Source organism: Pusillimonas sp. DMV24BSW_D, from assembly GCF_011388195.1.
GTDB classification, from domain to species: domain Bacteria; phylum Pseudomonadota; class Gammaproteobacteria; order Burkholderiales; family Burkholderiaceae_B; genus Neopusillimonas; species Neopusillimonas aestuarii.
Genome location: NZ_CP049990.1, coordinates 982,127 through 1,003,130, shown reverse-complemented (window position 1 = coordinate 1,003,130; position 21,004 = coordinate 982,127). Strand labels below are relative to the sequence as shown.

The window sequence follows — 21,004 nt, the reverse complement described above, 5'->3', positions numbered from 1 at the left end:
GACAACCAGTCAACTCACTATTCAAAGGAGTCAGCGATGGAAAACACTTCAGCAGGTAAATGCCCGGTTATGCACGGCAGCCTGACCTCAGCCGAGAAATCCAATATGGACTGGTGGCCCAAAGCATTGAACCTGGACATCCTGCACCAGCACGACACGAAAACCAATCCGCTGGGTCCAAACTTCAACTACCGTGAAGAACTGAAAAAACTCGATTTTGACGCCCTGAAAAAAGACGTGACTGCCCTGATGACCGACAGCCAGGATTGGTGGCCGGCCGACTGGGGCCATTATGGCGGCCTGATGATTCGCCTTTCCTGGCACGCGGCGGGCACTTATCGCGTGGCAGACGGCCGTGGGGGCGGCGGCACGGGCAATCAACGCTTCGCTCCCCTAAGCTCCTGGCCCGATAATGCCAGCCTCGACAAAGCGCGCCGCTTGCTGTGGCCTATCAAGAAGAAGTACGGCAATAAAATCAGTTGGGCCGATCTCATCATTCTGGCGGGCAATATTGCTTATGAATCCATGGGCCTGAAAACATTCGGCTTCGCATTTGGGCGCGAAGACATCTGGCACCCCGAAAAAGACATTTACTGGGGCTCGGAAAAAGAATGGCTGGCGCCCAGCGGCAGTGAAGGCAGCCGCTACTCCGGCGAACGCGACCTGGAAAACCCATTAGCCGCAGTCATGATGGGCCTTATCTATGTGAATCCCGAAGGCGTTGACGGCAACCCCGATCCGTTGAAAACAGCACATGATGTTCGCGTGACGTTCGAGCGTATGGCCATGAACGACGAAGAAACGGTCGCCCTGACAGCAGGGGGCCATACAGTGGGCAAATGCCACGGCAATGGCGACGCGGCCAAGTTAGGCCCCGCGCCGGAAGGCGCCGATCTCGAAGACCAAGGTATGGGTTGGACGAACCATAACCCTCGAGGGGTTGGACGCGATGCCATTACCAGCGGCCTGGAAGGCGCCTGGACAACCCACCCGACGAAGTGGGACAACGGTTACTTTCATATGCTGTTGAACCACGAATGGAAATCAACCAAAAGCCCTGCGGGCGCCTGGCAGTGGGAGCCGGTGGATATCAAGGAAGAGGATATGCCGGTGGATGTGGAAGACCCTTCCATTCGCAAAATGCCCATCATGACCGACGCCGACATGGCATTGAAAATGGACCCGGAGTTCCGCAAAATTTCAGAGCGGTTCTATAAAGACCCTGAATACTTTAACGATGTATTTGCTCGTGCCTGGTTCAAACTGATTCACCGCGATATGGGGCCGAAGTCGCGCTATATCGGCCCGGACGTTCCTCAGGAAGATTTGATCTGGCAAGACCCCATTCCGGAAGGTCGCGCCGATTACAACATTGATGCTGTCAAAGAAGCCATTAAGAACTGCGGTCTGAGCCAAAGTGAAATGATCGCCACCGCTTGGGATAGCGCCCGCACTTTCCGCGGCTCCGACTTCCGGGGCGGTGCCAACGGTGCCCGCATTCGCTTGGCACCCCAGAAAGACTGGGAAGGGAACGAACCGGCACGCCTGGCCAAAGCTTTGAAGGCTTACGAAAAGATTGCAACGGATACCGGCGCCAGCGTCGCCGACGTCATCGTATTGGCCGGCAATATGGGGGTTGAGCAAGCAGCTAAAGCGGCGGGGTTCAACATAACCGTTCCGTTTACGCCGGGTCGCGGCGATGCCACCCAGGAAATGACCGACGTGGAATCTTTTGAGCCCTTGGAACCCGTCGCCGATGGTTTCCGTAACTGGCTCAAGAAAGACTACGTAGTCAAACCCGAGGAAATGTTGCTTGACCGTGCACAGCTTATTGGCCTGACCGCCTGCGAAATGACGGTACTGGTGGGTGGCATGCGTGCGCTGGGGACCAACCACGGCGGCACCAAGCACGGCGTATTCACCGATCGCGAAGGCACGTTAACCAACGACTTCTTCGTCAATTTAACCGACATGGCATACAGTTGGAAACCCAAAGGCGCCAACCTGTATGAAGTATGTGATCGCAAAACAGGTGAAGTAAAGTGGACCGCCACCCGCATTGATTTGGTGTTCGGCTCGAATTCAATATTGCGCGCCTATGCAGAAGTCTATGCCCAGGACGACAGCAAAGAGAAGTTCGTGAAAGACTTTATCGCGACATGGACCAAAGTCATGAACGCCGACCGCTTCGATGCATAATGCCGGGGCCATTCTTCCGCCTGGATGGATAGAGTCCCTTATGTCGTCGCTGTCAGCGGCATAAGCCGGCCTCGTTAAACAATCAGCCCTTTCCGCCTTTGGCCGAAAGGGCTGATTAACTTAGCCGTGCACGATATTCAACGATCAACCTTGGGTTCCACAAAAACCTGACCTGACGAGTTAACACGGATAATCATGGCGAACGGCTGCAAAATATCGTCACCCTCTTGTGCCGAAGCGACCTGCCCACTAAGCTCAAAGCGTAATGTAATGACTTCCCGCTTTTCTTCTTCAACTGTGATCTTCGGATTCAGCAGCCTTTTTTCATAACGGACAACTTGACGAATAATCGACTCCGATAACGATTCGGTTGTGCCTAACGCAAATGAGCCGGCGATATTGCTCATGTCGGGCATGCCGTAATTTGGATCGATGGGAACTGAGCCGGCACGCGTATTCAGCAACTTGCGTAAATGCCCCACAATAGAATCACGCAATTGGCGGTCAACCGGACGCCCGGCCACAAGCAGCGGCTCCTCAAGTGCCGAAAGTCGTTCCAAAAGGCTTATCTTATACATGAAGCTATCCTTGCACCGTGCTTATCCTTGACACCCGCAAGCGGGATCATGCAATATTAGTGACTCTTCGGCGCACCGTCCACTATATTCATGGCTACAAGCTTCAACCGGTTCTACGCAACTGAGCTCGCACGCTTGCGAGCCAATTCTTTAGAGTTCGCACAAACGAACCCGGCTGTCGCCCCCATGTTGGGCGCAGTCACAACCGACCCCGACGTCGAGCGCCTCCTGGAAGGGGTCGCTTTTCTGAATGGCCTTACGCTGCAAAAGCTCGACGATGAATTCCCTGAAATCGTCCAGGAGCTGGCCAGCGTTCTGGTACCGCAGTTTCTGCGCCCCCTGCCGGCAGCGTCACTTATTTCATTCACGCCGAAAACACAACTATCAGAGCCGGCGGTCATCCCAACCGGGACCGAAATCGGCGCAGCACCAATCGACGGCATTTCATGCAAGTTTCGTACCACTGCCGATATTCACGCCCATCCCGTCACGCTCGAAACCGTTCTATCAGACCAGCTTTCCGATGGCAATCAGGTACTTTGGCTGCAGTTCAAAACCGCTGAGGAATCAGACGGCATGCTCTTGCCGCCCCGGCTGCGTCTGTTCCTGGCACAAGAACACTCGTCTGCAGCAAACCTGTTTATGTTGCTCGGCACGCAACTTAAATCGATTCGCCTGCTCGATGCACATGGTCAAAGCGTGGTGCTTTCACCGAAAGTACATTTCCCGGCGTTCGATGAACCTCTGTTGCCCTACCCCGATAACGCTTTCCCCGCATTCGGCTGGCTGCAGGAATTATTGTTTTTCCCCCAAAAGTTTTTGTTCTTTGAAATCGCCGATATTTCAAAAGGCCGCGGTACCTTGCAAGGGGACAAATTCCGAATCGAATTTGTATTTCATAAATCACCTGTTCCCTTGCCCAACCTGGCCGCACGCGACTTTGCCTTGAACGTCGCACCGGTTGTAAACCTGTTCGAGCATGAAGCTGAACCGATCAACCTGAATCATGAAACATCAGAGTATCTTGTCTTGCCCAGTGGCGCGCATAAACGGCAATTCCAAATCTACTCTATTGATACCGTCACCGGATATGTGCAGGGCAATGCGCGCAACAAAGATTACGTGCCCTTCTCTCTCTTAACGCACGATAAAGACCGTAGCCAGGCCAGCTATCGCACATCCATGCGACCCTCGCTGGTGGGTGAAACCATCGACACCTATTTGTCCGTCGTTTACGACCAGAACGACAACCCTGAAAATGAAACGCTGTCGGTCAGCCTAACCTGCACAAACCGGTATCTGCCGGAATCACTCAAACTGGGCGATATTTCAAAACCAACCAGCACCTCGCCCGAACGCTTTACCTTTCGCAACATCACACCGGTTACAGCCTCAATCGACCCGCCCAGCGGAGAAAAACTGCTGTGGGATGTCATCAGTCACACCACGCTGAATTTACTTTCTTTGTCTGGGGTCGAGAACTTAAAAGGTATTTTGCGACTCTATAACTCTACCTGCACCCATGATAGGGCGACACGCAGTGCCAACGACCGCCAAATTGATGGTTTGGCCGAGCTGCAAGTCACACGTGAAACCCGTTTGGTACGAGGCGCCATGATGCAAGGCCAGCACGTTGTGCTGACTTGCGAGGAGAAAAACTGGGCAAGCCCAGGCGCGTTGTACTTATGGGGCAGTGTGCTCGACCGATTCCTGTCATGCTATACAGGCATCAACTCTTACACACGATTCGAAATTCGAGATAAAAATACGGGAACGGAGTTTAAATGGCCGATCAGGATGGGACAAAAGCCCTTGCTATAAAGGGTCGTTTACTGCAGCAAAGTGAACGATTCTCGTTTTTTCAGGCCTACCGCTTATTACGCCTTACCGCCTTGCAGGAAGGCCGGCCGGAAGCCGATGTCAAAATACGCCCCAGCCTTTCGTTACACTTTCCAGGCACAGACCTCAACGACATCAGGGAAACCGCTCCCGGAACTTACCGCTTAACGGCAAATTTCCTGGGTTTGTACGGCGTGACGTCGCCTTTACCCAATTTTTACTCCGAGCAACTTCTCGACGAGCACCACGAAGGTCGGCACAGCAACCGTGACTTCCTCGACATTATCAGCCAAACCATTTACCCGCTGTTCTTCCGGGCATGGCTGAAATCGCGCGCGCACGTTCGCATCAAAGAATTCAACGATCACCGGCTGCTGGAGATATTCCATACCTTTGTCGGTATTAACGAGCCCTTACGCTTCCTCAGTAAGCCCGGGTTCAGTCATTTACTGCGATTTGCAGGGCTATTCAGCCAGTATCCGCGCTCGGCGATGGGTTTGCGCACCATTATCGCGGCACTCTATCCAAAATCAAACGTAGAGGTCGTTCAGCAAGACGAGATGTGGCAGGCTATTCCAGCCGACCAACGCTTACAGTTGGGCTCACAGGCATGCACCCTGGGCCACGACAGCCATGTAGGCGCGATTGTACGCAGCCGCAGCAACAACCTCACAATACGTATCCATGACATCGACCAGACGACTTTTCTGGAGTTGCTCCCGGGTCAGGAAGAATTCAATAAGCTGGCATTCATTATCCGTTATTATTTACTCGATCCGCTGAATGTACGTCTTGACCTTCAATTACGCCGCGGTGCAGTTCAACCCATTCAGTTGGGTGCACCGAACAAGAATTGGGCGGCATTGGGCCACGACACCTGGCTGGTCGATACACAATCGCCTCACGAAGCACACGCACAAGTCGTGTTGTAACTCCCTGCGCCCCGCACTAAAGGAACTTCCCCATGGCTAGCAACGCAGAAAAAGAGCTACTGTTCACATTCGAACTCAGCCGTAAAGACCTTCCCACATTCGACGTCGTTCGCTTCACCGGCAATGAGGCGGTATCCGCCCTCTTTGAATTCGATATTGTTTTGGTGTCGACTGAAGGTAACGTTGACCTGGACAACGTACTGAACGCCACGGCCACGCTGCATATCTGGGCTCGCGACCACGCCCGCTCAACGCCGTACCATGGCATGATTGCCCGGTTTGAACAGGAAGGCCAGGTCGACGACTACTATTTTTATCGCGCCACGCTGGTACCCCGCTTATGGAAACTGGGCCTCACTTTTTTGAATGACGTTTATTTGAACGAAAACCGGATTCCGGACATTATCCGTTCAATCCTGGATCGCAACAGCCTGAAAGGGCCGGATATCAAGCTGGCGCTGAAAAATGAAAACGACTACAGACAACGCAGCTTTATCTGCCAATACCAGGAAACAGACTTCAATTTCGTTTCACGATGGATGGAACACGAGGGGATCTATTATTTTTTCGACCACGACGACAATGCCTCTGTAGGTGAGGTACTCAACATGGTCGACTACAAAGAGGCCCAACCTGAGAAAACCATTTCTTTGCGTTATACACCGCCCGAGAATGTGCAAACCGACCGGCAGGACAACTGCGTTACCGCCTTCACGTGTCGCAAAACCCACATCCCCGGCAACGTGCTGGTTCAGGATTTCAACTTCCGCAAAGCCAGCCTGGGCGACAACCTGAAATCGGAACAAGCCGTTTCCGGCGGAAAGAGTGGCCACTACATGTATTACGGCGACAACCTCCGAACCGAGCCCGACGCTGAACGACTGGCCAAAATCAGGTCTGAAGAGCTGGCTTGCAAAGGCACGACATACCACGGTAGCGCCCCCGCAGCTGGGGTGCGCAGCGGTTATTTCCTTGAGGTCACACACCATTACCGCGACAGTTACAACGGAAAATACTGGGTCACCTCGGTTCAACATCAAGGGTCTCAAACAGGCGTTATTCTGGCCGGCCAAAACACCGCTTACAACGACAATGAGCAAGGCGCCCTATACGAATGTCAATTCACGGCACTTGAAGCGTCACAACAGTTTCGACCGGAGCGCACCACGCCGAAGCCGGTTATTGCTGGCATTCTTAACGCTGTTATCGATGCCGAGGGTGAAGGCGATCACGCCGAGCTGAATGAGTACGGCCAATACAAAGTGCAATTGCTTTACGACTACTCAGCCAAATCGGCCAACAAAGGGTCTTCGTGGCTGCGCATGGCCACGCCATATGCCGGCAAGAATAACGGTATGCACTTCCCATTACTGAAAGGCACCGAGGTACTGATCAGCTTTGTGGGCGGCGACCCCGACCAACCCATTATTGTGGGGGCAGTCCCGAACTCAGAAAACCCCAACGTGGTACGCGACGCCAATGCGGCGTGCAACGGTGTACGCACGTCCCGGGGAAATGTACTGAACATGGTCGACAAGCCGGGTAGCGAGGTGGTTTCTCTTTTCTCACCTGCGAAAGGTTCATGCGTTTATATCGGTACATTCCCACTCATCGGGGCCGATGTCTCCCTGGGCACCCCCAACCCGGCTGACGTTTTGAAAAACATAAGCTGAAGCAAACCCATTAATTTCAGAACCTCACAACCAACAGGACTCAAACATGACAGGAATTGCGCACGTTAGTGAAGGTCAGTCGTTAAGCTGGTTTGGCGCCGGCAAAACCGAACTGATCACCGCGTCCGACCTGGAAGTTATTTACGGCGTGAGAACCGAGGTGACGGTTGGCGTAAAGAATGATTTTGCATTGGCGCTGCAATCGGAAACATTCATCGGCTCCAAATTCGAGGCTAAACTGGCGGCCGAATTCGAGCTCACTAAAACCGCCACGGTTGAAAGCGCGAAAGAAGGTGAGTTCTATTACATGGACTCATACATTGGCACAGTGGGCGCCAGTGTGGAACAGGTGGCGTATGCAAAAACACTTCGCACCGCGACGTTCACCTTGCTGACAATTCAAACACTGGCCATGCTTGCCGCCGTCACGTATGCCACGGCTCATAAAATCATTACCCCGCACGACGAGGAAGTCAAAGTACCCGAGCTCGATATCGCATTGGGTCAACTTACATCAATCGCCTCAATTGCCGCCACCATTGCACCGCTTCTTCTGTTGAAATATGCCAAATGGCGCAAACTGGGGGAAAACGATTCACCCGCCGGGGTGCTCACCATGGACGCCATTGGCGGGGTATTTTTGGGTACGCGCAAGATGGCGCCCATCAGCCCGACATCCGGCGTGTTTATCAGCGAAAACAGCGTTCAGCTTAGCTCATCTGACACCGACCTGGGCTACAGCAAACCGAACGGCGGCACGTCGATTCTCGGCTTTACGCGAAACGCGGGCGATGCCGGCGTAGGTGGATCCCGGCTGGAAGTCTCCGCCGACGGCGTGACACGCATCTATGGTTCAGGCATTCAAGCCAATCTGCTCACAAATGCCGGCTTCTCTTCGCACACAGTTAATGCACAGCAACATTTCCTGAATGTCACCACAGCCAACTCCACCACGGCCGCAGGGCCCGCCTTGAACCTGATCGACACGGGCGTCCAGGCTAAATTCAATGACGAAAACAGTCTATCTGTTGGAGATGGCACCATCAGCGCCCTGGCTGGGGGGCCGACCGGCTCGGTCATGCGCCTGACGGCAGACGAAAGCAGCATTGGCACGGGCGGTAACAATATCACCATCAACGCTACGGGCGTCGTTTTGAGTTTCGGTGACTCGAAAGTGCGTATCGATGCTACCGGTTTCGCCCTTGGCGATGCCGTAACCGTTTTGAACCCTGGCCCACCGGGCCTGACTTTTAGCAACATTCAAAAAGCCGTAACTGACGTCGGCATACTGAAAGGCCAAATGACAGCCAGACAACTCACCGACACTGCCCTTAACGACAAATTCAAAGTGGTAAAAGACACCACCAGCCGTTTGAATCGCATCCTCATGACAACGCGCAACCGAGTCGACGCCATTACAGAGCAATTGAATGCCGAATAAAATGCCCATGCATGAAACCCTGCCCGGACTCAAAATAATCAAGCCGGGTCGCACCGAACTGGTTCATCGTGTTTACAGCCCGGGGCCCGATCAATACGCCATGTCGTTCGGCGTACTGGTCCCCTTCATTCTTCACGCGCCGGGCGCAGAACAAGAGATCGAATTCTCATCTATTTGGGAACATGCCGCAAAGGTGTTGCAGAAAGACGAAACGCTTGATGAAGGCTGGCCCAAACCAAAAGCCGAATTTCTCGCCGCCGGCTGCTGTTACCCGCCGGCCGGCACCACCCAACAGCCCGTCTCGGCCCGCATTTCAATTGGGGCCTTGAATAAAAGACTGGCCGTTTTTGGCCCCCGCCAACTCAACGCCACCGGTGGCATCTCAGCCCCCGCCCCCTTCGATCGCATGCCCATTACCCTGGCCAATGCATTTGGCGGTGAGGGTTACGACGCCAACCCAAGCGGCAAAGGTTATAGCAACAAGGGCGGCATTACCGAGTTGCCGAATATTGAATTACCCGACCACCTCATACTGTCGGCGAACGACAAACCACCGCCCGCGGGATTCGGCCCGCTGCCCAGTGCTTACCCCCAACGTGCGCGCCACCTTGGCAAACAAGACGAGCATTGGCGTAACACGCGCTGGCCCCATCTTCCTATCGACACCGACGCGCGCTATTTTATGGCCGCATCACAAGACCAGCACCTCGACGGTTTTTGGGCGGGGGGTGAAACAATCGAAATACACAATATGCATCCGGAGCATGCCATATTGCAAGGTCGATTACCCCGCAGCCGGCCACGATTCTTCGTGCACCAGTCCGACCCAGATAGCAGTGCACAGTTCCGCGAACTGAAAGTGCATGTCGACACGGTTTGGCTATTACCTGAAGAGCGGCTGGGTGTTTTAACCTTTCGCGCCAGTATCGCTGTGTCTGACCCCGATGGGCGCGATATCAACGCGTTTTATGCAGAGTTTGAAGATCCCGGCGAACTCCCTTTGCCGGTCGACCTGTATTTGAACAACTGCCTGAAAGGTATGGCACCCGAGGTATTCAAAGACGTCCCCGACGTCACTTCCCCGGAGTTCAAGGCTTCGCTTGAGTCAACCTCCAGCGAGGATTTGCTGCAAAAAGTTCGAGAGCAACGCGACTACTTTCAAAGTTCTTTGAAGAAGGCGGGTATTCGCGAAGATCAATTACTGGAGATGCTGGAAGCGAATCCGCAAACCCGCCAGTTCGCTCAGGCCATGACACAGCGCAGTAAATCGCTTACAGGCTTTTTTAACGAAATCGAAGGGTTGATAAAAGTCATCCAGGAAGAGGAAGGTGCGGAGCCCGAAACCGCGACCGAAAAAGCCGACCCCCAGCCTGCCTTGAAGGCAGCCTTAACACCCTATCCCAAGCCTGCACCCCACGCCCCCACAGCTCCGCCGCAAGGCAATGAAGCCGCAACATTACACGACGCTGCAGCTGCCGCCCGTAACCGGCAACTTGTCATGAGCGCACAGGCCAATGGATACCCTTGTGTCAATCTAGACCTGACACACGCCAACCTGGCCGGCTTGGATTTAAGCGGTATGGATTTCTCCGGTTCGGTGCTGGCGGGAGCCAACCTGGCGGGCGCCAAACTGCAAGGCGCGTGTTTAAACGGCGTGTTTGCAACCAGCACCCGCTTCGATGCAGCCGATTTGTCTGGATGCCAACTTGTTAAAGCCAGCCTGGGGAAAAGCAGTTTTGTCGGCAGTACTTTACGCGGCGCAAATCTTGATGGCAGCGACTGCACTGAAGCGAATTTTTCGGGCGCTGATCTTTCCAGCACCAGCCTGCAAGCCGCCACACTTTCCCATGCCTGGTTGCAAGGCATTCGGGCCGAACGGCTCATTGCGTCGGGAGCTCAACTGGACCAAGCCAACCTCGACAACGCCCAGTTGCCTGCTGCGCTGCTTGAGGGTACAAATCTTTCCGGCGCATCGGTTCAACGCATTAATCTGCAGGGTGCGATTGCACGCAAAGCCAATTTTTCTCAAGCCAACCTGGCGGGCGCCAATTTGGCTCAAGCTGACCTCAGTGGCAGTCAGGCAGGCCCGGGAACCTCATTTCAAAAAGCGGTACTCGATCAGGCCATTCTTGAAGCGGCTGCATGGGCAGGCGCCAACCTGAATGAAGCATCTATGCTGAATATCAAAGCGAGCAAAATGGATTTATCCGACTGCATCGTCACCCATGCCAGGCTTGCACAATCAGACCTGCGTTCCGCGTGCTTCGATCGTTCCGACCTTGAGCAGGCCGACCTCAGCGCATCGAACCTGATGCAGGCCTCGTTTATTCACGCAAACCTGCAAGCAGTGAATCTGGACAATAGCAATCTGTACAACGCCACCTTTGTCGACACAAAAATCGCCGGCGCCCGCTTCAATAACGCCAATCTCGACAACACCGTGTTAGCGACCCCATAACCGCTTGAAGGTATCCTATATGGCTTCATCTCCTCAGTCTCTTATTGTTAACGGCGTTTTGGAAGACGCCGATCTGTCCGGTGCATCGTTGGTCGGAACCGGCTTTCAAACCATTAAGTTTCGCAAAGTAAATTTTCGGGGAGCCGACCTTTCCGGTGCCGACTTCTCACAGGCACAATTCGACGATTGCGACCTGAGCGGCGCCAACCTGGATGAGGCGCAATTTATCGGCGCCACAATTAACAATACGAACGCAGCCGGCGCAAACTTCAGCAAAGCAAATCTAACCACGACATCGGTGATTAAATCCGATTTAAGCCAGGCCAACCTGGCCGAATCCGATTGTTCGGCCAGCCTGTTCGATAACTGCATTCTGGACAACGCCGTCTTTGAAAAGGCCGATTTAAGTACAGCCCGAATGAATGCGTGCTCCCTGAGCGGAACGAGCTTCAAAGAAAGCGACTTAAGCCGCTGGATGGTGATGGAATCGGACTTAAGTGCCGTTGTGTTCGGACAAAACAACTTGAGCCAGGCCATGCTCATGAACGCGAATTTGTCGGGCCAGCAGTTTTCTGAGTGCGACCTGACGCTGACACTCTTTATTGAGGCTAACCTGCAAGGCGCCAACTTCTCGGGCGCCTCAATGTCGCAAACACAGTTTTCCATGTCGGTGCTTAAGGGCGCGAATCTCAGCAATATCAAAGCGGAAAACACGAGCTTTGCCGCCGCCGATCTCACCGCGGCGGATCTCTCCGGCAGTTCATTTGAAATCTGCGACTTCTCACACGCCAAATTAATACAGACCCGAGCAGGCAACAGTTCCTGGCATGTCACGCCCATGGTGGGGGTGCAAGCCCAACAATCTATCTGGGATGGCGCGCAACTTGAACTATGCGATTTTTCACATGCGTCGATAGACGAAGCCAGCTTTAGAAATGCCACCATCAAATTATGCAACCTGCATAAACTTTCCGAAGAAAAAACCATATGGGACGGCGCCAACTTCAATGACACCTTCCGTACCGACCCAATCCGCGAAAAAGCAGAAAACTGGCAACCTCCTGCGTAATCCTTAGCCAACCGGAAATCATTTATGTCTGCAACCGTCCACCGCCTTCAGCCCACGCCGGAATCCTCGGCGCACAGCCTGGGTACCGCAACCGTTACCGGAATATCGGGCGAACATTTTTTGCTGAGTCATCCAGAGATCTTAAAGGCAAGGCTTGCAGCCAGTTGCCTTTTAACGCCGGAAGCGGGCGACACTGTGCTGGTGTCGCATGCGACCGGTCATAACACCGGCTTTATCCTGGCCATTCTGCAGCGCAACGATCCGGACAGTGGCAGTTTGAACTTGCCGGGCGGTGCACAACTTCACACAAATCAGGCCGGGGTCGAGCTGCAAACCCAAAACCTGCACCTGAACAGTGCGTTCCAGCTCCAATTAAACAGCGGCACGCTCGATATCAATGCGTTGAGTTCAACCATTAAGGTTAAACACTGGCAGGGTTGGTTTGACACCGTTGAGTCATGTGCGGTCAATGCCTCATTTACCGCAAAAACCTTTTCATCGCAGGTCGGGCGACTGATCCAGCGCCTTAAAGAAAGCTTCCGTAGAATCGACGGACTGGAAGAAACCCGCGCCGGTCGTGTTCGTGTTTCGGTTGACGACCACCACCACATCGAAGCGGGCCACATAACCCACACGGCCAAAGGCTTTGTAAAAATTGACGGCAAAAAAATCGACCTAGGCTAGGAGCACATTATGTTTGTTGCAACAATTCAAGCCGGGCAAGCCATGTGCATGCCCGATGTATGCAATACCCCCGCCCCTCCAGGGCCACCCGTTCCTATCCCCTATGTGAACACAGCCATGACAACGCTGGCTAACCCGACCAGCCTGAAAGTTCTGGTTGGCGGGTGCCCTGCGCTTACCAAGGCTTCAAAAATATCGATGAGTATGGGGGATAACGCTGGTGTGTCTGGTGGCGTTGTATCGGGCTCGATGATGGGGGAATGTGAGTTCGTCATGGCCAGCTTTAAAGTGAAGTTCGAAGGGAACCCGGTTGTACGACAATTGGACTCGGCCAAATCAAACAAAGGCAATACGTTTGGCTCACTGCTTGAGCCCAGCCAGGTGAAGGTCAACGCCAACTAAGCTATTTCTTTTCAGACACACGCACGGCCGGTGGCCCCGCCTTCTGCTTTTCATTTACGGGCCGCCCGTCGCTACTCAATTTAATGCGATCGCCAGGGTAATAGTCGAATAACGCGCTTCGTGTTTCACCTTTGAACTGATAGGTGACCCGATAAGGTTTCTCGGTATAGGTCACGCGCGTTGTCGGCACGCAGGTGGTTTCAAGATAGAACTGCTGATTCGTTAAATACTGCCCCGGCTGTGGCTTTTGCAGCAACTCTTTCGGCGGGCTGTCGGGAAACAATAATTTCATTAGACCGTCGCCCAGAATGCCGCCAATCATCGACAACATAATGGTTAACGGCAGCTTGGTCGGCCAGAAGTGCTGCGCCAGGATACCGCCCCCATAGGCGCCCGCAACCATACCCGGGCCCGCGACCGCCCCCACCGCCACGCCGGCCAAGATAGTTGGGTAAAACCAAAGTTTTTCACTTTTGGGCCCATAGTTTCGCGTGAACTTATACCCTACCGCGCCCCCCAACAAACCGCCCAATATCGGCTGCCAATACTTGACAAGCCAGGATTGGCTTTCGTATTGTCTCTGGGCGCGTTCGCGGTCGCTGACAATAGTTTGCCAGCACACGTCCGTCTTTTCTGCTTTCTCTATCACTTCCTGGGTCACCGTCAGTACCGCTACGGTGTCTTCAGGTGGTGTCGGCATATTGCGAAACAAACTTGCATTTGACGCATGGGCCTGCGGTTGAAAAAACGCCATGCCGATACCTAGAAATAGCGTTGGAAAAATGCGCCAGTGCAATGATTTTTTTGGAAAACCTGGCAAGGAAAAAGACAGCTGCGATGGGTCCATGGGCTATAATCCTGCCGGTTAGGGTAAGGTGTTGGTTCAATTTACATAGTGTATTTTTTTATTTCTTCAATTTGCAACTCTTAGGTCCTCATGCCAAGACGTCAATTACTGACACTTATGCTTGCCAGCCTTCTGATCATGACTCAGGGGTGCTCCAGCGTGAATTCGGCCATGGGGGGAAACACACAAAAAGAAGCCAAAGCTGAAGTAAGCTGGGACTACAAACGCGACGGCGTCCAAATTGAACTTATGGCAAGCGCCGATATCAATGCTTATTTCAATCAGTCTCACACGCTGGTGCTGGGCATTATGCAATTGGAAGACGCCAAACCGTTTCTGAAATTACTAAGCGATAAAAAAACACTTGTCGACATGCTGGCCAGTGGAGACCCAGGAAAAGAGATTTTGCATATGGATCGCTATGTCGTCAGCCCGGACAAACGCACTGTCTTGAATATAGACCGCGTTCAAAACGCAAAATTTATCGGCATCGTGGCCGGCTATTACGACTTCGATCCCACCAGAGCCGCACGCCTCTTTCGCATACCGTTGAACATTCAAACCGAAGGGCTTGTTTCCACGACCTACAAAGCAGAACCGGCTAATTTGGCACTGCGGCTTTATCTGGGGCGTCAGCAAATAACAAACGCGCAAAGCCTTACGTTCGACCCCGACAAAAAACCCGATGTTGAAACCATTCCTCTGGAACAGGGCGATCCAGAGATCAAGCTTGACGAAAAAACACTCCAACAAGCAGACGATGCAGCCGGCGCTGCGCGCAAACTCAGGCAATAAAGGAACGCTTCATGGACTTCAGGACCGGCACCTACTGGCATCAGGGATTGTTTCTTCAACCTCAGCATTTTCAACGGCAAGAACTGAATCAACACTTCCTGAAAAAACCACTTTATGAAATGGTCACGCCGCACTTCTGGGGTGCCGGGAAAATTGAATTCGCCCCTGAGTCACTTTCCGCCCGCTCGGTTGAAATTCGCAGCGCTCGCCTGGTTTTTCGTGACAACACCTATGTAGAATATCCGGGCAACGCCATTATCGGGCCACGTTCTTTCGATAAAGTCTGGACAGACAGTGACCAGCCACTGGATGTTTTTCTGGGATTGCGAAAGCTGTCTCAGAGTGCACCGAACGTCACGCAGGTCGACTCATTCGATCAGGCCGCGTCGGCACCAACGCGCTATGCTTCGCAAACAGACGGCGAGGCCATGCGCGATCTGTATACCGATGGCCCGGTCGCCACCGTGCCTGTCATGATGCATGTTGTCCGTATTTTCTTTGGCCCGGAAGTCGCATCACTCGACGATTACGATCTGATCCCGATCGGTAGCCTTGCAAGGGATAACGATGTGGTGAAACTCACCGCCGACAGCGTCCCCCCCTGTTATGCGCTAACGGGCTCTTATGTATTGCAGGATTTACTGCGTGATATTCGCGACGACATGTCAGGCAGAATGCGCCAGCTTGCAGAATATAAAGCGCCACGCGACATTCAGCGCGAAGAGCTTGATCCGGAATATTTTATGCTGATGCAATCGTTGCAGTCATTGAACCGGGCGGTACCGCAAATTGCACACTACACCGAAACCGCCCAGGTACACCCATGGGAAGTTTATGGTTTCTTGCGCACGTGCGTTGGTGAAATGAGCACCTTCACCGACTCGTTCGACGCGGCCGGCCGGCGGCGCGACAGCCAGGACGAAGGGCTACCCCCATACGACCATCTTAAGTTGTTTTCTTGCTTCAGCACGGCGCGCCGCGTAATTAACCAGTTGCTTGCCGAGATCTCGGTAGGGCCGGAATTCCGTGTCACGTTGGAACCTCATGAGGATTATTTGATCGCCAGCGTTCCGCGCGACTATTTCGCCGCCCGTAACCGTTTCTACCTGGTGACCCAAACCGCCTCAAAAAACGATTACTCCAGCGAAGACTTCCTGCGGCTTGCACGTCTTGCCGCCCCGCAATCCTTACCAACCATGATTGATCACGCGCTACCAGGCATTGATCTCATAGAAGTGGCTACGCCTCCGCAAGGCCTGCCCAAACGGGCCAATGCGCGTTACTACCGTATCGAACAAATGAGTGCGGAATGGGAAACGGTTGAACAAACTGCGGAGCTTGGACTTTTCTGGCCCGATGCGCCCACCGATCTGCATGTCCAGCTTATCGTGCTCCGAGGCTAAGATGAAACTGTGCGACTACTTCATTCCACTCACCGCGCTGGTAAAAAGTTTCGATATAGCCGCGACCGATACGCCCGAAGCACTGGCCGGGCAAATTGACAACCTGATTCAACAGGCACAAAGCCAGGCCCTGCAAGAGGGGGTCGAACTGAACGCCTTTCAGGAGGCCCTGTTCCCTGTACTGGCCTGGGCCGACGAACATATTTCCCGTCGGCACCAATGGGGCTCGGAACACGCATGGCAACGCCATCTTTTACAAAGACGCTATTTCAAAACCGGGTTGGCGGGCCGAGAGTTTTTTGAACGACTCGAAAAACTTCCCCCCGGAGAAGCCGCTGTACGCGAGGTATACCTGCTTTGTCTTTGCCTGGGCTTCATGGGGCGTTACAGCATTTCGCCCAATTCCGCTGAGCTCGCCAATATTCGGGTGGAGCAATACAAACTGCTGCAAAGAGCCGACGACCGTTATAAAGCGGCCGAGAAAACCGCATTGTTTCCCAAAGCCTACACAATGGCCGGCAACGCGCAGCCGACAAAACAAAGAAAACCCGCATTTAGCAGGAAAATCTCATTGCGTCGCGCCCTCATATTTATCCTGCCCCCCGTTATCGTGTTGGTCGTTGCCTTTATTTTGCATACTGAACTGACCTACGCCGTTCAAAACTTCCGTGAGGCGGCCAACTTATGAGAACGCTGCTTTCCATCATTCTGTGGCTCATCGTTCTTATTGTGCTGGCCATCGTCAGTTGGGCCGTCATGCTTTATTTATCGTGGCCGTACTGGGGTGGTCTGGCCATTTTCTTTGGTGTGCTGGGCATTTATTTCGGTATCCGGCTTTTGCGGCGGCTGTGGTATTTGTCACGATCACGCGTCAAGCTGGCCGCCTCGGAAAACGCGGGCCGCAAAGCTTCCGATAAACCCAGCGCACTTAGCGAACTTACCAATAAATGGAAACAGGGTATCGCCACCCTGAAAAGCTCGTCGCTACGACGCTTTGGCAATCCTATCTATGCTCTGCCCTGGTTTATGGTTGTGGGGGAATCGGGTGTTGGAAAAACATCGGCCATCACACGCTCACGCCTTAGCTCGCTGAACAAAAGCATTAACCAATTCGAGCCCATTACCCAGACACTGAACTGCGATTGGTGGTTCTTCAACCGCGCCGTCGTCATCGACACCGCCGGACGCTATGTATCTCCCGATGGTACGCAAGAAGATCAGGCCGAATGGGAACGCATGCTGGAGCTTCTGGCCAAGTACCGCATGAAAGAAGGCCTGAACGGCTTGGTGCTGGCCATTGATGCAGAACAACTCATGGCCAGCGAAGATGCGCTTGAGCGAAGAGGCCACGCCATTCGCGAACGTATCGATCAACTGATTCGCTTATTCGACAAACGTTTCCCCATTTTTGTTTTGGTCACCAAATGCGATCAAATTTGTGGTTTTGAAGACTGGGCCCAGGTACTGCCGGCAGACGCACTGAACCAGGCCATGGGCTATACCGGCCCAATGGAAGAGGGGGACCAGGCCGAACAGAAGTTCTTGAATCAAGCGTTCGAGCATATTTCGGAACGCCTGAAACTGCTTAGACTCGACATGGCGGTGAAAGGGGTCGACCTTAGCCCCAACCTGCTTTTGTTTCCCAGTGAAATTGAACGTCTGCGCTCCGGACTTCAGCACTTCATGCAGGCGTGCGCCGGCAACAACCCCTACCTGGAACAGCCGCTCATTCGCGGGCTATTTTTCAGTAGTGCACGCCAAACCGGCACGCATATACCCAGTTCCCTTGCGCACATCGTAAACACATCGAACACAGAAAAAACACCCAGCGACAAAGGGTTGTTCCTGCATGATTTCTTTGAGCGCGTCTTGCCGGCTGATCGTTGGTCGTTCCTGCCTACCGTTATCGTAGATCGCTGGCGCCTGGTCACCCGCAATCTGGCCATTGTGTTCTGGATTTCCATCTGCACGGCTATCCTTGCCTTCATTTTGCTTTCTTACTACCAAACACGCGCCAGCCTGATCGACATCAAAAACGTTTATCCCAAAAACGTTCTCTCTCAAGCAGGCAGCGACGCCAGTCGACTTGAGGATCTGCACCGCATTTTGTCAGTAATCGATTTAATTCAAGATCGTGAAGAGGAATGGCAAACACGCTGGCTGGCATTCAGCCCCGACATCACGCAACTTGAAGAAGACATCAAGAATACTTACGTCAAGGGCTACCAAAGTTTTCTGGGTACATTCGACCCTAACAACTTCCTGTCGAATGAGGCATTGGCCGACCAGAACAACCCGCAATATGCCAATGCCGTTCTGGCGCTGGTTCGCACCATGAATTTGTCGCAAGCCCGTATTCAAGGTGCCGACTACCAGCAATTGCTGGCCATGCCCCAGGTGCCCACCAATGTCATCCAGGCATTCCTTCCCGACCTCCCACCCAAAGTCGTCGATGCAACCAACCAGATGCAGGTGGCATACACCGCCTGGACCCCAATCGACGATCCATTTCTGCGTCAGCGTCTGGCAAACAACCGACAGGTTCTCAACAAAATTCTGGTGCAATCTCCGCAACTGGAATGGTTACTGCCCTGGGCAAATGCGCTTCCTAACCTGCAGCCTGTTACGTTGCGAGAGTTCTGGCTGCCAGGCACGCAAGGACCGAACCGGGGCATGATCGAGCCCGCCCTGACCAAACAAGGTGAGCAACGCTTGCAAACCTTCCTGGATGAACTGGGCCAGGCGGTAGACGACCCATCCGGGTTCAAAGTTCGGCGCGGCGCGTTTGAAACCTGGTATTTGGCCGAACGCTTCAACACGTGGCAAAGCTTCGCATGGGCCTTTAACAACGGTGAGCAATTGCTTGGCAATGAGCCGGCATGGCGCGAAATGCTAGGGCGCGTTGATACCAACGCCAGCCCCTATTACATGCTGTTCGACCGATTAAAAAGTGAATTTGCCGATGTACCTGCCGACAACTTGCCTGGCTGGTTACTGTTCGCACGTGAATTCAACGACATGCGGCGCGCTGCGACCGCACCCGGCACTTTGGGTAAAGCGCAAGGCATGCTCAACACATTGAATAGTGTCGGCGAACGTGTCATTAAAGAATCCGTATCCAATCAAACTTTGGCGCCCATGTCGGCATTTCCGCAATCGATTCAGGGCGTGCAGAACTTCTCTGCATATGCACACGCCTTCGATCAAGTGGTATCGGATGCGCTGGGCGGTGAAGGCGCGGCGTATCAACTGGCGGCCAACTATTTCGCCTTCGGCGTTCAACCCGACGTGAAAGCGTCAGCCTTGCAGAATGTACGCGACAATCTTGATGCCTTCCGAAAAACATCGGGCTTTGACAAACCCGATGATCAAGTAATCTGGCATCTGGTTGGCGGCCCTCTGCAATTACTCACCCGCTACATTCTGGAACAAGGTTCCTGCAGCGTACAAAGCGACTGGGAAAAAGAAGTGCTGTGGAAAACCCAAATGGCAGTCAGCACGCAAGAGACCACTGAACAGCTTTTTGGTGATAAAGGATCAGTCTGGACTTTCGCCGACAAATCCGCCAAACCGTTCTTGCAGCAACAAGCAAACGGCTTCACCACGGCAACTAAAAATGGCTACACCTTTCCGTTCGACCCCGGCTTTATACCGTTCCTGAATCAGTCAGTCAGCACGCAGGTAGAGTCAGTCGTCAAAAAGCAGTTGGCAGAAGCTTCTATTGGCAAAACCGCAAACTTGCTTATTACATCCCGCCCCGTGGGCGTGAACCCCAGCGCCAAAGCCAAGCCCTACGCAGTGAATCTATCGATTCAATGCTCACAGGAACAAATTACGCTGGATAACTTCAACATGGCGGTGACCAACAGCTTCGACTGGTCACCCGATCATTGTGGAGACGTCACGCTTCAAATACGTATCGACAATCTGTCTTTGAATCGCCGCTACCCCGGCCCCATGGGCATGGCCCGCTTTGTGGAAGAGTTCGTTGACGGCGAACGCATCTTTACGCCGGAAGACTTCCCCCAGGCAAAAGAACAACTGGATGCACTGGACGTCAAAACCATTAACGTTCGATACGACCTGGTGGGCCAGGAGGCCTTATTGGAAATGGCCGCGCACCTGGACTACCTGGCCGAAACAGGCACACCGTCGCTTAGCGCGACGCCGTCCAAACTCAGCGTGAAAGTACCCCAACGGGTTGGCCAATGCTGGATGGGTGATGTCGTTGAAAAGCCCACCACCCCACTGCCGTTGTTCATCAAAGAGCGCGCCCAACAAATTATCAACCAGCCGCCACCGCCACCTGAACCCGCGCATATTCAAGCGCTGGCTGAAGCCGAAGAGGCCGCTAAAGCCAAAAGCCGGCCTGAAACAAAACCTGCCGCGCCGCAAGTAACACGTGAGCACCGCGTAAAAGAAGGTGAAACCCTATATTCATTGGCAAAAGAGTTCGGTACAACTGTTGAGGCGTTGAAAGACCTGAACAACATCTCCGACACCAACCTGATTATTACCGGGACATTGCTCAAGCTTCCCGCGAACAGCAATACTCAGCCGGCTTCATCATCGCAAAACGCCGGTCATAAACAAACGGCACAATAAACACCAACGTCGCGCAAGCCTTACATAACTGCGGTGAAAATACACCTTATGACTGCACCATGCCGGTGCAGTCATAAGG

15 protein-coding genes are annotated in these 21,004 nt (G+C 53.4%); 13 read left to right on the top strand and 2 right to left on the bottom strand.

What is annotated here, in order from left to right; genetic code table 11:
* The first annotated feature begins 36 nt into the window (after nt 1–36).
* Nucleotides 37–2,199: a catalase/peroxidase HPI gene (katG, locus tag G9Q38_RS04800; RefSeq protein ID WP_166128347.1), complete on the top strand. Its 2,163-nt coding sequence runs from the start codon at nt 37–39 to the stop codon at nt 2,197–2,199.
* A 137-nt stretch (nt 2,200–2,336) separates the two neighbouring features.
* On the opposite strand, the gene tssE is transcribed toward katG, so the two are convergent.
* Nucleotides 2,337–2,777, bottom strand: coding sequence for a type VI secretion system baseplate subunit TssE (gene tssE / locus G9Q38_RS04795; protein ID WP_166128344.1), 441 nt, complete (start codon nt 2,775–2,777; stop codon nt 2,337–2,339).
* Nucleotides 2,778–2,867: 90 nt separating this feature from the next.
* Here tssE and tssF point away from each other — a divergent pair, with 90 nt between their 5' ends.
* The 8 genes from tssF to G9Q38_RS04755 are packed head-to-tail and all read left to right on the top strand — an operon-like array spanning nt 2,868 to nt 13,275.
* Complete coding sequence (gene tssF / locus G9Q38_RS04790) at nt 2,868–4,598, top strand: type VI secretion system baseplate subunit TssF (RefSeq protein ID WP_166128342.1); 1,731 nt, start codon at nt 2,868–2,870, stop codon at nt 4,596–4,598.
* Nucleotides 4,562–5,548 (top strand): type VI secretion system baseplate subunit TssG, encoded by a 987-nt coding sequence (gene tssG / locus G9Q38_RS04785; protein WP_166128337.1) that lies wholly within the window; start codon nt 4,562–4,564, stop codon nt 5,546–5,548. Before tssF ends, tssG begins: the two co-directional genes overlap by 37 nt.
* A 32-nt stretch (nt 5,549–5,580) precedes the next feature.
* A complete protein-coding gene (locus G9Q38_RS04780) occupies nt 5,581–7,221 on the top strand; it encodes a type VI secretion system Vgr family protein (RefSeq protein ID WP_166128335.1) in 1,641 nt (546 codons plus the stop codon).
* A gap of 46 nt (nt 7,222–7,267) precedes the next feature.
* Complete coding sequence (locus G9Q38_RS04775; protein ID WP_166128332.1) at nt 7,268–8,662, top strand: hypothetical protein; 1,395 nt, start codon at nt 7,268–7,270, stop codon at nt 8,660–8,662.
* The gene (locus tag G9Q38_RS04770) at nt 8,652–11,120 is read left to right on the top strand and encodes a DUF2169 family type VI secretion system accessory protein (protein WP_166128328.1); all 2,469 of its coding nucleotides are present in this window, start codon (nt 8,652–8,654) and stop codon (nt 11,118–11,120) included. Before G9Q38_RS04775 ends, G9Q38_RS04770 begins: the two co-directional genes overlap by 11 nt.
* A 19-nt stretch (nt 11,121–11,139) precedes the next feature.
* Nucleotides 11,140–12,189, top strand: a complete 1,050-nt coding sequence (locus G9Q38_RS04765; RefSeq protein WP_166128325.1) for a pentapeptide repeat-containing protein — start codon at nt 11,140–11,142, stop codon at nt 12,187–12,189.
* Nucleotides 12,190–12,213: 24 nt separating this feature from the next.
* Entirely contained in the window at nt 12,214–12,873 is a 660-nt protein-coding gene (locus G9Q38_RS04760; protein WP_166128322.1) for a DUF3540 domain-containing protein, read from the top strand.
* Between the two features lie 9 nt (nt 12,874–12,882).
* Nucleotides 12,883–13,275 carry a PAAR-like domain-containing protein gene (locus tag G9Q38_RS04755; RefSeq protein WP_166128320.1) on the top strand — a complete coding sequence of 131 codons (393 nt, stop codon included), beginning with the start codon at nt 12,883–12,885 and terminating at the stop codon, nt 13,273–13,275.
* A gap of 1 nt (nt 13,276) precedes the next feature.
* Here G9Q38_RS04755 and G9Q38_RS04750 read toward each other — a convergent pair whose 3' ends face one another.
* Nucleotides 13,277–14,122: a hypothetical protein gene (locus G9Q38_RS04750; protein WP_166128317.1), complete on the bottom strand. Its 846-nt coding sequence runs from the start codon at nt 14,120–14,122 to the stop codon at nt 13,277–13,279.
* A gap of 90 nt (nt 14,123–14,212) precedes the next feature.
* On the opposite strand from G9Q38_RS04750, the gene tssJ reads away from it, so the two are divergent.
* From tssJ to G9Q38_RS04730, 4 genes are read left to right on the top strand one after another with little or no spacing between them, the layout of a single operon-like run.
* Nucleotides 14,213–14,917 carry a type VI secretion system lipoprotein TssJ gene (gene tssJ / locus G9Q38_RS04745; RefSeq protein WP_166128314.1) on the top strand — a complete coding sequence of 235 codons (705 nt, stop codon included), beginning with the start codon at nt 14,213–14,215 and terminating at the stop codon, nt 14,915–14,917.
* An 11-nt stretch (nt 14,918–14,928) separates the two neighbouring features.
* On the top strand, nt 14,929–16,320 hold the full coding sequence (tssK, locus tag G9Q38_RS04740) for a type VI secretion system baseplate subunit TssK (RefSeq protein ID WP_166128311.1): 1,392 nt from the start codon (nt 14,929–14,931) through the stop codon (nt 16,318–16,320).
* 1 nt (nt 16,321) lies between these two features.
* The gene (locus tag G9Q38_RS04735) at nt 16,322–17,008 is read left to right on the top strand and encodes a DotU family type IV/VI secretion system protein (protein WP_166128308.1); all 687 of its coding nucleotides are present in this window, start codon (nt 16,322–16,324) and stop codon (nt 17,006–17,008) included.
* Nucleotides 17,005–20,925, top strand: a complete 3,921-nt coding sequence (locus G9Q38_RS04730) for a type VI secretion protein IcmF/TssM N-terminal domain-containing protein (protein WP_166128306.1) — start codon at nt 17,005–17,007, stop codon at nt 20,923–20,925. Before G9Q38_RS04735 ends, G9Q38_RS04730 begins: the two co-directional genes overlap by 4 nt.
* Nucleotides 20,926–21,004: the final 79 nt, after the last annotated feature.

What these genes read in the sequence shown, in the direction of transcription:
- katG (WP_166128347.1), top strand. Translation starts at nt 37, where the DNA reads ATGGAAAACACTTCAGCAGGTAAATGCCCGGTTATGCACGGCAGCCTG.
- tssE (WP_166128344.1), bottom strand. Translation starts at nt 2,777, where the DNA reads ATGTATAAGATAAGCCTTTTGGAACGACTTTCGGCACTTGAGGAGCCG.
- tssF (WP_166128342.1), top strand. Translation starts at nt 2,868, where the DNA reads ATGGCTACAAGCTTCAACCGGTTCTACGCAACTGAGCTCGCACGCTTG.
- tssG (WP_166128337.1), top strand. Translation starts at nt 4,562, where the DNA reads ATGGCCGATCAGGATGGGACAAAAGCCCTTGCTATAAAGGGTCGTTTA.
- G9Q38_RS04780 (WP_166128335.1), top strand. Translation starts at nt 5,581, where the DNA reads ATGGCTAGCAACGCAGAAAAAGAGCTACTGTTCACATTCGAACTCAGC.
- G9Q38_RS04775 (WP_166128332.1), top strand. Translation starts at nt 7,268, where the DNA reads ATGACAGGAATTGCGCACGTTAGTGAAGGTCAGTCGTTAAGCTGGTTT.
- G9Q38_RS04770 (WP_166128328.1), top strand. Translation starts at nt 8,652, where the DNA reads ATGCCGAATAAAATGCCCATGCATGAAACCCTGCCCGGACTCAAAATA.
- G9Q38_RS04765 (WP_166128325.1), top strand. Translation starts at nt 11,140, where the DNA reads ATGGCTTCATCTCCTCAGTCTCTTATTGTTAACGGCGTTTTGGAAGAC.
- G9Q38_RS04760 (WP_166128322.1), top strand. Translation starts at nt 12,214, where the DNA reads ATGTCTGCAACCGTCCACCGCCTTCAGCCCACGCCGGAATCCTCGGCG.
- G9Q38_RS04755 (WP_166128320.1), top strand. Translation starts at nt 12,883, where the DNA reads ATGTTTGTTGCAACAATTCAAGCCGGGCAAGCCATGTGCATGCCCGAT.
- G9Q38_RS04750 (WP_166128317.1), bottom strand. Translation starts at nt 14,122, where the DNA reads ATGGACCCATCGCAGCTGTCTTTTTCCTTGCCAGGTTTTCCAAAAAAA.
- tssJ (WP_166128314.1), top strand. Translation starts at nt 14,213, where the DNA reads ATGCCAAGACGTCAATTACTGACACTTATGCTTGCCAGCCTTCTGATC.
- tssK (WP_166128311.1), top strand. Translation starts at nt 14,929, where the DNA reads ATGGACTTCAGGACCGGCACCTACTGGCATCAGGGATTGTTTCTTCAA.
- G9Q38_RS04735 (WP_166128308.1), top strand. Translation starts at nt 16,322, where the DNA reads ATGAAACTGTGCGACTACTTCATTCCACTCACCGCGCTGGTAAAAAGT.
- G9Q38_RS04730 (WP_166128306.1), top strand. Translation starts at nt 17,005, where the DNA reads ATGAGAACGCTGCTTTCCATCATTCTGTGGCTCATCGTTCTTATTGTG.